Source organism: Streptomyces sp. NPDC058796, from assembly GCF_042745235.1.
Classification (GTDB): domain Bacteria; phylum Actinomycetota; class Actinomycetes; order Streptomycetales; family Streptomycetaceae; genus Streptomyces.
Genome location: NZ_JBHYOP010000001.1, coordinates 601,056 through 615,156, shown reverse-complemented (window position 1 = coordinate 615,156; position 14,101 = coordinate 601,056). Strand labels below are relative to the sequence as shown.

The window sequence follows — 14,101 nt, the reverse complement described above, 5'->3', positions numbered from 1 at the left end:
GCCAGGGAGCGCACCGTGACAGCGTCCACCGTGTCCACCGCGTCCGACGTGCCCGCCATGCCCGTCATGCCGGCCGACGAGAGGACGCACCGCCACGCCCCGTCCGAGGGATCGCACCACCGGCCCCAGGTCGATCCGCTCGCCGGCCTGCGCACCCCCCAGGACCCGCCCTGGGACGTGTACCTGACCGGCACCGTCTTCCTCGACGTCGTGTTCACCGGGCTCGACTCCGCCCCGGTGCGCGGGACCGAGTCCTGGGCCCGGGGGATGGGGTCGAGCCCGGGCGGCATCGCCAACATGGCGACCGCGCTGGCCCGCCTCGGCCTGCGCACCTCGCTGGCCGCAGCCTTCGGCGACGACCACTACGGCGACTACTGCTGGGACGCCCTGGCCCAGGGCGAGGGCATCGACCTGGGCCCCTCGCGCACCGTGCCCGGCTGGCACTCGCCGGTGACGGTCTCCATGGCCTACGAGGGCGAGCGCACGATGGTCTCCCACGGGCACGAGCCGCCGCCCGAGGAGCCGTCCCCCGACTGCCCGCCCGGCGCGCGCGCCGCCGTCGCCTCCCTCACGCCCGGCGTCAGCGCCCCCTGGATCGCCAGGGCCGCCGCCCGCGGCACCCGGGTCTTCGCCGACGTCGGCTGGGACGACACCGGCGCCTGGGACCTGGCCGCGCTGCCCGACCTCGCGCACTGCGAGGCCTTCCTGCCGAACGCGGAGGAGGCCATGCGCTACACGGGCGCCGACTGCCCCCGCGCCGCCGCGCACGCCCTGACCGAGCACGTGCCGCTCGCCGTGGTCACCCTCGGCGCGGACGGCGCCTACGCGGTGGACCGGCGCACGGGGGAGAGCGCCGAGGTCCCGGCGATCGAGGTCGAGGCCCTGGACCCGACCGGCGCCGGGGACGTGTTCGTCGCCGGGTTCGTCACCGGGACTCTGGCCGGCTGGCCGCTCGCCGACCGCCTGGCCTTCGCCGGGCTGACCGCCGCCCTCTCCGTCCAGGAGTTCGGCGGCTCGCTGTCGGCGCCGGGCTGGTGCGAGATCGCCACCTGGTGGCGCAAGGTCCAGTCGCTGGAGGACCAGGACCCGGCGGCCCTCAGCCGCTACGCCTTCCTGGCCGGCCTGGTCCCGGACGACCTGGTGGCTCCCTGGCCCCTGCGCCGCGCGGTCCCGACCATCGGCTTCCGCCCCCCGGCGCCCTGACCGCCCACCGGACCCCCGGGCCTCAGAACCCGAGCCGCCGCAGCTGCTTCGGGTCGCGCTGCCAGTCCTTGGCGACCTTCACGTGCAGGTCCAGGAAGACCGGCGTACCGAGCAGCGCCTCGATCTGCTTGCGGGACTTGATGCCGACGTCCTTCAGGCGCTTGCCCTTGGGGCCGATGATGATGCCCTTCTGGCTGGGGCGCTCGATGAAGACGTTGGCGTGGATGTCCAGGAGCGGCTTGTCGGCGGGGCGGTCCTCGCGCGGGAGCATCTCCTCGACGACCACCGCGATGGAGTGCGGCAGCTCGTCCCGTACCCCCTCCAGCGCGGCCTCCCGGATCAGCTCGGCGACCATGACCTGCTCGGGCTCGTCGGTCAGGTCGCCCTCGGGGTAGAGCGCGGGCCCCTCGGGCAGCAGCGGGGTCAGCAGGTCGGCGAGCAGGTCCACCTGCTTGTTCCCGGTGGCCGACACCGGGACGATCTCCGCCCAGGTGATGCCCAGCTCCTGGCCGAGCTGGTCGATGGCGATCAGCTGCTCGGCCAGTGTCTTGCCGTCCACCAGGTCCGTCTTGGTGACGATCGCGACCTTCGGGGTCTTCTTGATCCCGGCCAGCTCCTTGGCGATGAAGCGGTCGCCGGGCCCCAGCTTCTCGTTGGCCGGCAGGCAGAAGCCGATGACGTCCACCTCGGCCCACGTGGTGCGCACCACGTCGTTGAGCCGCTCGCCGAGCAGCGTGCGCGGCTTGTGCAGCCCCGGGGTGTCCACGAGGATCAGCTGGGCGTCCTCGCGGTGCACGATGCCCCGGACGGTGTGCCGGGTGGTCTGCGGGCGGTTCGAGGTGATCGCCACCTTCTGCCCGACCAGAGCGTTCGTGAGGGTGGACTTGCCCGCGTTGGGACGGCCCACGAAGCAGGCGAAGCCGGCCCGGTGAACAGCCTCGGCCGGTTCTTCGGATGACTGGGTACGAACGCTCATGGCGCCCATTGTCCCTGATCCCCGGAGCCCCGCCGTACCACCCGCCGCACCGCCGGCGGAACGACCGGGCCCCGGCCTCCCCCGCGTGCGGGTAAGACCGGGGCCGGGGGAGTCACCGGGGCCGGGATGTCAGCCGAGGGCCTTCACCTTGCTCCAGTCCGCCGACAGGACGTTCTTCACGGCGGGGTTCGTGTTCGTCCTGGACGGGTGGTAGATCCGCATCTGGCCGTCGCCGCCGTAGCGGGCCCAGATGTCGGGGATGCCGTCGCCGCTGACGTCGGGGATGCCGAGGGCCGTGGACACGTTGGCCTCGGTCCAGGACGTGCCGTAGGACACGTCGCCGTTCAGCGAGCCGGCGGCCAGCTTGAGCGAGACCAGGTCGACGCTGCCCCTGACCGGACCGGGCTTGCCGTGCCGGACGTACATGTTGCCGTTGTCCAGGTTGCGCCACAGCAGGTCGGGCGTGCTGTCGCCGTTGATGTCGGCGACGTTGACGATGTCGCGGCGGGCCCAGGCGTCGTCGTTCATCAGCGTGGCCTCGCGGAAGGAGGCGCCGCTGTAGCCGGACAGGGTCCAGAACTCGGCTCCGGCCCGCAGGACCAGGTCGGGGTGCTTGTCACCGGTGATGTCTCCGACGGCCTTGATCTGCGTCCAGGTGGACGGCGCCGGGGTGCCCGACGGCAGCCGGACCTCCAGTCGCTCGCCGACGTCGAAGCTGCCGTAGCCGTCACCGGGGTAGAGCCAGAAGCGGCCGTCCGGGGTGACCGCGAACAGGTCGGTGGCACCGTCGCCGGGGTAGGCGTCCTGGTAGTGGGTGATCAGCGCGGCCTTGCCGGTGCTCGGGTCGTACCAGTGGTTGGCCGGGTGCAGCTTCTTGTCCGGGGTGTACGCCGCTCCGAGGCAGCTGTACAGCTCGCCCTCGGGGGCCCCGACGCAGTTGAACAGGTTGCCGCTCTCGTTGACGATCAGCAGGTCGGGGAGGCCGTCGCCACCCGTGTCACCGGGGCCGTCGGCCGTGTCGCGCGGCGGGACGTAGAAGTTGTAGTCGGAGCGGACGCTCTTGTTGCCGTGCGCGTCGTAGGCGTAGACGCCCAGCCAGTTGGGCCCGGCGTGGGCCGGCTTGAGGGCCGTGACGGTGGCGACGCCGGCGGAGTTGGCCGTCACGTACGTCCAGTTCTGTCCGTCGATGGCGTACTGGAACTTGGCCGCGCCCGCGGAGGTGAAGGTCACCGAGCCGGTCGCGCCGAACTTGACGTTCGCCCAGGTCTGGCCGTTGGACGTGGCCTGCGGAAAGTCCACACTCTCGATCTCGGGCTGCGGCGGAGCGGTGGCGTCGACGGTGAGCCGGCAGGGCTCGGTGCCCGGCGGGAAGTACGTGGAGACCGCGTCCGAGGTGTCCAGGGAGCGCACGTCCCACGAGTAGGTGGTCTTGTCGGTCAGCGGCAGGGTGGCGGGAATGACCACCCGGGCGGTGCCGGCGGAGTCCGGCTTCGCGGTGTAGGTGACCGGAGTCCCACCGGTCTTCCAGAAGCGGAACTGCAGCGACTCCAGGTTGCCGTCCGGGTCCTTGGCGTTCGCCGACAGGGTGATGTTGGTCTTGCCGATGGTCACGCCCGCGCCCGGACCCGGGGAGCAGGTTCCGCCCGGGGACGACTTGCCGCCGGTCGGCTCGCTCGGCTTGCGGTTGTAGACCACCGTCAGCGTCGCCGAGGTCGCCCGGAACTTCCGCCAGGTCTGGGTGTCGGACTCGCTGGTGGCCCGCATGCCGAAGGTGATGTTCGACCAGCCGCTGTTGGCGCCCTGCTGGGCCGCCGCGTCCACCTCGAACGACTCGTACTCGTCGGGGCAGGAGCTGGAGGACCAGCCGTGCGCGAAGGAGTTCTTGTCGAGCGACTTGCTCCAGCCCGGCTGCTTGTTCCAGGTGGTGCCGGACGAGATCGACCCGGTCAGCCAGAACTGGAACTCGCGCTTGGTGCAGGACCAGGAGTGGTTGTTCAGCACCTTGAACTTCGCGTCGGTGACCGTCGCCCCCTTCAGGGAGCTGCTGAACCTCATGCGCCAGAACGACCGTGCCGTGCCGTTGGTGTCGTCCTCGTGGCCGACCCGGGCGTCCGAGGTGCCGGAGCTGAAGTTGGTCCCGTTCCAGAAGCTGCTGTTCGGGTACGGCTTGTACGCCACCGTCCACGCCTGCCAGGGACCGTTGAGGGTCGGGTCGACGAACACCGGGAAGCGGGTGTCCGCGTCGGTGAGCAGGTCCACCGCGCCCAGGCCGAGGTCCATCCGGGCCGACTTCGTCCGGTCGCCCGTCAGCCGCACCGGCAGCTGCGTCTGCCGTGCCCCGGGCTCGATACCGCTCAGCCCGGACAGCTTCAGTACGTCGGCGGACGTGGCCACGGAGGTACGGGTCGCGCCTTCGGGCGACTCGGGGTCCCGGCCGCTGGAGTCCCAGGCGAACGGTGTCGGGACGGAGCCGATCTCCTTGCCGTCCGCGTCGAGCACCAGCACCCGGCTGCCGTCCGCGGCGTACTGGAAGACGGCCGTGCGGGAGCGCAGCCCGTAGGAGACCTTCGTCAGCGCCTCGCTGCGCGCGGCCTCGCGGTCCTTGACGATGAGCAGCTGGGCGAATCCGCCCTCCTCGCGCGCCACCAGAAGCAGGTCGACACCGGGCAGGACCTCCGGGTACAGGGCCCGGGGACCGTCCAGCACCGGCTCGGGCAGCTCGCCCGGCCAGGTGTAGGCGACGGTGTGGCCGTCGATGTCCAGCTCCGCCAGCACGGTCTCCCGCGCCGCGGGTCCGTCGGCCAGCGGCAGCCGCGCGTAGGAGCGGTCGGCGCGGTCCTTCGCGCCGGGGGTACCGCTGGCGAACCGCACCGGCATCGCGGGGTTGACCGGGCGGACACTGAGGGTGTCGCCGGCCTTCCCGGTCCGCCGCAGCCGGTTGTCGATCGGCGCCCACGCCCCCTCGGCGTTCTTCGCCCGCTGGGGCAGCGCGGTCATCTCGGTGCGCATCTTGCCGTCGGGCAGCGCCCAGGTCCGCGAGGTGGCGGTGGTCGCCGTGTCGACGGGCACCTGCTTGCGGGTGCGCCGCGCCTCGGACGCCGCGGCGGCCTCGTCGCGGGGGCCGGTCGCCGCCGGCTTGGCGTCCGCGGGCCGGTTCGCCCGTGGGGCCGGCGAGTCGTCGGGCAGCCACCACGGCAGGAGGGTGGCGGTCAGGGCGGCCAGGACGAGGCCGAGGGTGAGGGCCAGCCTGGTGCGCGTGCGCACGAGGGGGCTGAGGAAACGGGGCGGCGCGGACACGGCGGTGGTCACTCCCGTGTGGACCAGGCGGATGGGGGCAGCACAGACAGCCCCGGACGGCGGGTCGCGGGGCATGGGCGCGCACACGATCACACGATCCGCACGGGCCGTCCACGTATGAAGATTTTATGAATTTGTGATGCCCGTCCTGTGACCGCCTGTGATCGGAGTCCGGGTGTCGCATGTACGGCTTTTGGTCACCTGTTGTGCGGCGATGGCGTCGGTTTTTCGCCATACTTCTCGCCAGTCACGGAAAGTGACGTTCTGATGCGACATCAGGCGTGGCACGGATCACAGGAATTGGGTCTGGAGTCGATTTGTCGATCTTGAAGCCTGCGGCGCTCATGACAGAAGGTGCGGGCACATTCGTTTGCCTGGGTGGGAGTCGACGCGCATGCGTGCTCAGAGTCCGCTGTCCTGGCTGGGGCGTAGACGCCCGGCCCTGACGGAGTCACAACGACGGCGTCGGCGGCACGGCCGCGTGGCGACCGTCCTCCTTTTGTCCTCGACGATGATGGTCACGACCCTCAGCGCGGAGGCATGGGCGGTACCGGGCCCCGGCATGAGCCGCGAAGGGGCGATCGACCTCCCCGACCTGCCCGAGAGCACCTCCCTCGACGGGGACGAGGAGGCGGAGAAGAACCTCACGACCGCCCCCGTCGTCCCGGTCGACCCGTACGCGCCGACCGCCGTGACGCCCTGGACGGAGAGCAGCGGCACCGCCACCCTGTCCGCGGACACCGCCGCCGGCACCACGGTCCCGGTCTCGGGCGGCCTGCCCGTCGCGGTCGGTGTGCCGGAGGGAACCGACGCCGCCGCCGTCGCGGGTGAGTGGAAGGTCGACCTGGCCGCGCCGTCCGCGTCCCAGGAAGCCGGCGTCTCCGGCCTGATCATGCAGGTCACCCCGCCCGCCACCGCGGACCCGGCGGCACAGGTCGCGCTCGCCGTCGACACCACCTCCTTCGCGGACCTCTACGGCCCGCAGGCCGCCGACCGCTTCGGTCTGGTGCTGCTGCCCGAGTGTGTGCTGACCTCCCCCGACAGCGGTGACTGCGCCGCCGAGGGCGGCGCGCAGACCATGTCGGGCAAGGCCGGCGACAAGGCCGAGCGGCTGCCCAGCACGGTCGAGGTGGTACCGGCGAAGGAAGCCCCCACCAAGGCGAAGAGCCCGCGCAACGCCGCCACCCACAAGGTCCTGACCGGATCCGTACCGGTCGCCGACCTGCTCGGCGGCGACGCGGCCGCCCGGCAGGTCCCGGAGACCGGCACGGAGCAGGCCCCCGAGTCCGCCCCGGAGCCGTCCGGGGCCTCCGCCCGCACCGCGTCCGCCCGCACCGGCGCCCTCCAGGCCGTCGACGCCTCCGGCCCGCAGGTGATCGGCGCCATGGACACCGGAGCCTCGGCGGCCGGCGACTTCACCGCGACGCCGCTGCTGACCTCGGGTTCCTGGTCCGCCGGAGCCTCCTCCGGCGCCTTCACCTACGGCTACCAGGTCCAGGTCCCCGAGACCGCCGGCGGCCTGATGCCGAAGATCGCGCTGGGCTACTCCTCGCAGACCGTGGACGGGCGCACCTCCGCCACCAACAACCAGGCCTCCTGGATCGGCGACGGCTGGGACTACAACCCGGGCTCCATCACCCGCACCTACGCCAACTGCCGCCAGGACTCCAAGAAGGCCGGGTCGAACAACGCCACCCACCGCACCGCGGACCTGTGCTGGGGCTCCGACAACGCCACCCTGTCGCTCGGCGGCATGACCACCGAGCTGGTGTGGGACAAGGACCAGGGCAAGTGGTTCACCGCCAACGGTGACGGCGCCAAGGTCGAACGCATCGAGGACCCCGACACCAAGAACGGCGCCCGCAACGGCGAGTACTGGGTCGTCACCACCCGCGACGGCACCCGCTACCACTTCGGCAAGCACCGGCTCCCCGGCTGGACCGACGGCAGCGCGGTCACCGACTCGGTGCTGACCGTCCCCGTCTACGGCAACCACCCGGGCGAGGACTGCTACAAGGCCGGCGACTGGGCCGGTTCCTGGTGCACGCAGGCCTGGCGCTGGAACCTCGACTACGTCGAGGACGTCCACGGCAACGCCATGTCCCTGTGGTGGAAGACCGAGCAGAACCACTACGCCCGCAACTTCAACTTCAAGGCCCCCGTCGTCTACGACCGCGGCGGATACCTGTCCCGCATCGACTACGGCCAGCGCAAGGACAGCATCTTCTCGGCGCCCGCCCCGGCCCGCGTCAACTTCACCGTCGACGAGCGCTGCTTCACCGAGGGCTCGCTGACCTGCTCCGAGGCGAACTTCACCGACAAGGACCCGGGCAAGTACCGCATCTGGTACGACACCCCGGCCGACCTGCGGTGCGCGTCCGGCAAGACCTGCTGGAACGCGGGCCCGTCCTTCTGGACCCGCAAGCGCCTGACCCAGATCCAGACCTCCGCCCAGCGGCGCACCGACACCGACGCCCGCCAGGTCGTCGACCGGTACACGCTCAAGCAGAGCTTCCCGGTCCTGAAGACCGGCCCGAACACCGCCCTGTGGCTGGAGTCGATCCAGCGCACCGGCTTCGCCCGCAACGGCTCCACCGACGACAGTGTCGAACTCAACGCGGTGCGCTTCGAGTCCAACGCGGACGACATGCCCAACCGGGTCATGCGCCCCAACGACCCGCGCCCCGGCTTCTCCCGCCTGCGCGTCGCGCGCGTCATCAACGAGTACGGCGGCGAGACCGTCGTCACCTACAAGCCGGCCACGGGCGACTGCGCCACCGGCACCGGACTGCCCGGCAAGTCGGACACCGCCGCGCTGAAGTCCAACACGCGGCTGTGCTACCCGCAGTTCTGGAGCCCCGATCCCGAGGACGAGGAGATCGACTGGTTCCACAAGTACGTCGTCGACTCCATCGAGGAACTGCCGAACGTCGACGGCTCCTTCGGAACCCGCACGGCCTACGCGTACAAGAACGCCGGCTGGAAGCTGGCCGAGTCGGAGTTCACCAAGAAGTCCACCCGCACCTACTCCCACTTCGCAGGGTTCGAGCAGACCACGGTGATCACGGGCACGGACGAGCCGGCCATCGGCAGCAAGAAGTCCAAGGCCGTCACCCGCTACTTCCGCGGCATGGGCGACACCGTCCCGGTGAAGGACATCACCGGCGCCGAGATAGCCAAGGACCGCGAGCCCTTCGCCGGCCGCATCGCCGAGGAACTGACCTACACCAGCGCCTCCGACGCCGACACCGACTGGCTCTCGCGCAGCGTCACCGTCCCCGCCGCCACCGAACTGGGCCGGCGCGACCGCGACGACGGACTGAGCCCGCTGCGCGCCTGGCGCGTCACGGAGCCCAGGGAGGTCGCGTACACCAAGTCCTCCGGCACCGGTGACGACGACCGCACCGAGCGGGTCGTCGAGACCAAGACGGAGTACGACTCGACGTACGGCCTGCCCACCCAGGTCGAGTCGCTCGGCGACACCGGCAAGGCGGGCGACGAGTCCTGCACCCGGTCCGAGTACCTCCACCACCCCGGCAAGAACCTCATCGGCCTCACCAAGCAGGTCCTGGTCTCGCCCACCACCTGCGCGAACGCCGACTTCTCCGACCTGTCCACGCTCAGCGGCGCCACCCGCACCGCCTACGACGGCACGGGCTACGGCACCGCGCTCGCCGCCGGCACCCGTGGCCTGGCCACCGAGACCTGGTCGCTGAACGGCGCCGGCACCGGCTTCCAGACCAACGGCACCAGCCAGTTCGACGCCGTCGGCCGGGTCGTCAGGCAGACCGACCCGGACGGCAAGTCCGGCACGATCACCTACACCCCGGCCACCGGGCAGGTCTTCGAGGTCACCGAGACCAACGCCGCCGGCCACACCCAGAAGCGGGTGCTGGAGCCGGGCCGCTCCACGACCCTCAAGACCACCGACGCCAACGGACACGTCAGCGAGGCCAAGTACGACCCGCTGGGCCGCCTCCTGGAGGCCTGGGGCCCTGGCCGCACCCCGTCCAGCTCGTCCGTCCCGGACTTCAGGGCCGTCTACACCGTCCCCAAGTACGACCCGGACAACCCTGACCGCAAGCCCCCCTTCGTCACCAGCTACACCCGCGGCCACAACGACCGCGTGGAGGCCTCCGTCACCCTCTACGACGGCCTCGGCCGCGAGCGGCAGACGCAGGAGGAGGCGGACGGCGGCGGCCACCTGATCACCGACACCCTCTACAACAGCTCGGGCGAGATCTGGCAGACCAACAACGCCTACCTCACCCACGAGGCCAAGCCCGGCGAGCTGTTCACCCCGCTCGCCGACACCGCCGTCCCCAACATCACCCGCTACACCTACGACGGCCTCGGCCGGGTGCTCGAGGAGACACCGGTCCTCAAGGTCATGGACCCGGAGACCAAGGAGGCCACCTCCCAGCCGGTGCCGGCCAAGGCGACCCGCTACGAGTACGGCCAGGACTGGTCCAAGGTGATCAATCCGGCCGGTACCTCCTCGTACCGCGTCTACACCGACGCCCTCGGCCGCACCTCCCGCGTGGACACCTTCAACTCGGCCCCCAGCGGCTTCACGTCGATGCGGTACGCGTACGACAACCGCGGCCACCTCGTGAAGGCGACCAACTCCGCCGACCCCACGCACCCGTACACGTGGACCTACGACCACCGCGGCCGGCAGACCAGCGCCACCGATCCGGACACGGGCACCACACGCACCACCTACGACCACCGTGACCGGACGCTGACCACCACCAACGCCCGCGGCGTCACCGTCTGGAACGGCTACGACGTCCTGTCCCGCCCGACCCAGCAGCGCCTGGGCAGCGCCACCGGCAAGCTGCTCGCCGACCTGGGCTACGACTCGGCCCCCGGCGGCAAGGGCATGCCGGCCACCGCCACCCGCTACACCGACGGCGAGGCCTACACCCAGCGGATCAACGGCTACACCGAGGACTACGACCCGACCTCGACGACGCTGAGTCTGCCGCAGTCGCTGGCCGACACCTGGGGCCTGAAGACCACCTACACCTACGGCTACACCTACAACGACACCGGCGCCGTCAAGGAGGCCACGCTCCCGGCCGTCGGCCGCTTCGACGCCGAGAAGCTCGTCGTCCGCTACAACAAGTACGGCAAGCCCCTCTCGGTCTCCGGCAAGGACTGGTACGGCGCCGAGACGATCTACGACTCCTACGGCCAGGTGCTGCGTTCCACGCTGGGCTCCCAGCCCTACCGGGTGTGGACGCAGAGCACGTACGACGAGTCCACCGGTGAGCTGAAGGACCAGTCGGTCTACCGCGAGGGGACCGGCGACCAGAGCGTGGTCACCGGCCACCTCGTCTCCAACCGCTCCTACACCTACGACCCCTCCGGCAACGTCACCTCGATCCGCGAGCACTCCGACGGCATCGCCGAGCGCCAGTGCTTCGCCTACGACCCGCTCGGCCAGCTGAAGACGGCCTGGACCGCCAAGGACCAGACCGCCTGCGCCGGCCCGAAGAAGAGCGACGGCACCCTCGACGTGGCCGCCGGCAAGGACGGTTCCGGCTACTGGCAGGAGTACGAGTACGACCTCGTCGGCAACCGCACCAAGCTGACCGAGAAGGACCTCACCGGGGCCACCGCCAAGGACGCCACGACCACCTACTCCTACGGCAAGGCCGACGGCACCCAGCCGCACACGCTGACCAAGGTGTCCAAGACCTACACCACGCCGCAGGGCGCCCAGGTCAAGGCCGAGGCGGAGCGCCTGTACGAGCTGACCGGCGAGACAAAGTCGGTCACCTCCGTCGAGAACGGCGACAAGCAGGAACTGACCTGGACCTACGACGGCAAGATCGACCGCATCAAGGGCCAGGGCACCGGCGGCAAGACCCCGTACGTGGGTCTGGCCGAGAAGTGCCTCGACCTGAGGAGCGGCACGGCGGCGGCGGGGCAGCCCGTCCAGCTGTACTCCTGCAACGCCTCGGTGGCGCAGAGCTGGCGCTTCGCCCCCACCGCGGCCCAGACCGACCCCGACCGGGGCGCCATGGTCATCCACGACGACTGGTGCGCGCAGCCCGCGGGCAACACGGCCGGCGCGGCCGTCCAGCTCCAGAAGTGCGACGGCTCGGCCGCGCAGGAACTGAAGCGCAACGCCTCCGGTCAGCTGACCCACGTCGCGTCGGGCCTGTGCCTCACGGTCAAGGACGCGAACTCGGCGGACTCGACGCCGATCGTGCTCGCCGCCTGCGGCGCGACCAAGGCCGAGCAGCAGTGGGCCGCGCAGAACGACACCCGCTACATCTACGGTCCCGACGGCTCCCAGCTGCTGCGGATCAAGGACAAGCAGGCCACCCTGTACCTGGGTGAGGCCGAGGTCACCGTCCGTCCGGGCGGCACCCTCGTCCACACCCAGCGCACCTACTCGGCCCCCGGCGGCGCGGTCATGCGCTACGCCAACGGCAACGGCACCGAGGCCCTGGTCGCCCTGGCCGGCGACCACCAGGGCAGCACCTACGCGGAGGTCGCCCTCTACGGCGACATGGCGGTACGCATCCGCAAGCAGGACCCGTTCGGCAACCAGCGCGGCACCGACACGGTCGGCCACGACCTGCAGACCCACTCCGGGTTCCTGGGCGCCACCCGCGACGACTCCTCCGGCTACCAGCCGCTGGGCGCCCGGCTCTACGACCCGGTGGTCGGGCGCTTCCTGTCCGCCGACCCGGTGCTGGACCTGAACGACCTGCTCCAGTCCAACGGCTATTCCTACGCGCACAACAACCCGGTGACGATGTCCGACCCGACGGGTCTGGCCATCTCCCTGACCGCCTCCGAGCGGGCCGCGGCCCTCGCGGGAGCCGGGCTGTCGGCGGCGCAGGTCTCGCAGGCGCAGGCCACCATGGGCAAATCCCTGACCTCGGTGATTCTCGGCGCGGCCTGGAGCACGCTGAAGGACTTCATCGGGATCAGCGACGCCATGGCCTGCTTCGGCGGTGACATGTGGTCCTGTGCCGGGATGGTCCTCGGGGCGATCCCCTGGTTCAAGGCCGGCAAGATCCCCGGCGTCCTCAAGGCCATCGACCGCACCATCGACGCCATCCAGGCCTTCCGCAAGGCCAAGAAGGCGGCCGAGGCCGTGCTGAAGGCCGCGAAGGCGGCCGAGGCAGCGGCGCTGAAGGCCAAGAAGGCGGCGATCGAGAAGGCCAAGAAGGAGGCCGCGCAACGCGCCAAGAAGAAGGCGGCGGAACAGGCGAAGAGAACCGCCGACAAGGCCGCGGCACAGGCCAAGAAGACCGGCAACGCCGTCCAGAAGCGGGCCCAGGCCAAGGCGGCCCCGAAGGTGTCCTCGGCCAGCAAGGCCTCGGGCGGCGGCAAGAAGGCGACCTCCAAGCCCGGCGGCAACTCCGGCGGCTCCTCCCGCAGCAAGGGCGGCAGCAGCGGAAGCGGCGGCTCCGGCAAGGCGGACGGCGGTTCCTGCCCGATCAACAACAGCTTCGTGCCGGGCACCCACGTCCTGATGGCCGACGGCACCACCAAGCCGATCGAGCAGGTCAAGGCCGGCGACAAGGTGATCGCCACCGACCCGGAGACCGGCGAGCGCCGGATCGAGACGGTCACCGCCGAGATCAAGGGTGAGGGCCTGAAGCACCTGGTCAAGGTCACGATCGACACCGACGGCAAGGCGGGCACGAAGACGGCCGAGGTCACCGCGACCGACGGCCACCCCTTCTGGGTCCCCGAACTGGGCAAGTGGCTCGACGCAACCGACCTCCGCTCCGGCCAGTGGCTCCAGACCAGCGCGGGCACACACGTCCAGATCACCGCGGTACAGCGCTGGACGAGCCCCGGGGCGACGGTCCACAACCTCACGGTCGGCAACGTCCATACGTACTATGTGCTGGCGGGGCAGACCCCGGTACTCGTCCACAACTGCAACACGACGGTTTATCGGTACCAGGAGCATCCCGAAAGCATGCGCCTTTCGGTTGACGGCGGTGGGAATGTCTCGATCAATGGAGACGGGATGCTTCATCTCAACATGAGCGGTGACATCAGTCATTCGCAGGCATACCGTGGAACAAGTGGGCACATTGTCGCGTTTGATGTGCCAACGTCCTACGTTGACTCCATTCGGGCTTCCGCAATCGATCAGAGGCGACCTCCTGGTATGAGCAGAAGGAATTGGAATATATTCTCTTCTGGGCGTCCCCAGATTGATGACCGCCGGCAGACGGACCTCTTCGGGATACCATCTTCGATGTTTGACGAGTTGCTGGGCCAGATAGTGCCTGGCTCTGGTCGAGTACTCCCCGGGGGAGGGTGAAACGTGGATCGATGGTCGTTCCATGATGAGGTGCGGCGCTTGAAAGCGCGGGCCGACCTTTCTGACGCTCCGGCGCTGCTGGCATCGCTCGTGGTGGAGGTGGCTGGGGACCCCAGTGCGTACGCAAGGCGTGTGAGGTCCGCCTTGGCTGCGGGCGTGCAGCTTGCCATTCGGGGAGAATTTGAGTCCGACGATCTGTCCGAAGCAAATGTCCCCAGCTGGTTTTCATCTGCAGAGGAAGGTGAAGTGGGTGCATCTGAGGTGCCCGAATCAATCGAAGGGCGACGTCGATACATCGAGCATCGCGGAGAGGAACC

General features: G+C 70.3%; 4 protein-coding genes. 2 read left to right on the top strand and 2 right to left on the bottom strand.

Annotated elements, in window-relative coordinates:
• The first annotated feature begins 66 nt into the window (after positions 1-66).
• Positions 67-1,203: a carbohydrate kinase family protein gene (locus tag ACFW47_RS02795; protein WP_386279460.1), complete on the top strand. Its 1,137-nt coding sequence runs from the start codon at positions 67-69 to the stop codon at positions 1,201-1,203.
• Positions 1,204-1,225: 22 nt separating this feature from the next.
• On the opposite strand, the gene era is transcribed toward ACFW47_RS02795, so the two are convergent.
• Together era and ACFW47_RS02785 are read right to left on the bottom strand one after the other, a co-directional pair.
• Positions 1,226-2,179, bottom strand: a complete 954-nt coding sequence (gene era / locus ACFW47_RS02790; protein WP_073723920.1) for a GTPase Era — start codon at positions 2,177-2,179, stop codon at positions 1,226-1,228.
• Between the two features lie 129 nt (positions 2,180-2,308).
• Positions 2,309-5,476, bottom strand: a complete 3,168-nt coding sequence (locus ACFW47_RS02785) for a DNRLRE domain-containing protein (protein ID WP_386304511.1) — start codon at positions 5,474-5,476, stop codon at positions 2,309-2,311.
• Between the two features lie 514 nt (positions 5,477-5,990).
• Here ACFW47_RS02785 and ACFW47_RS02780 point away from each other — a divergent pair.
• On the top strand, positions 5,991-13,784 hold the full coding sequence (locus ACFW47_RS02780) for a ricin-type beta-trefoil lectin domain protein (RefSeq protein ID WP_386304824.1): 7,794 nt from the start codon (positions 5,991-5,993) through the stop codon (positions 13,782-13,784).
• The last annotated feature ends 317 nt before the right edge of the window (positions 13,785-14,101 follow it).

Bases quoted from the DNA above. Each gene is read 5' to 3' on its own strand.
- era (WP_073723920.1), bottom strand. From the start codon at position 2,179: ATGAGCGTTCGTACCCAGTCATCCGAAGAACCGGCCGAGGCTGTTCAC.
- ACFW47_RS02780 (WP_386304824.1), top strand. From the start codon at position 5,991: ATGGTCACGACCCTCAGCGCGGAGGCATGGGCGGTACCGGGCCCCGGC.
- ACFW47_RS02795 (WP_386279460.1), top strand. From the start codon at position 67: ATGCCGGCCGACGAGAGGACGCACCGCCACGCCCCGTCCGAGGGATCG.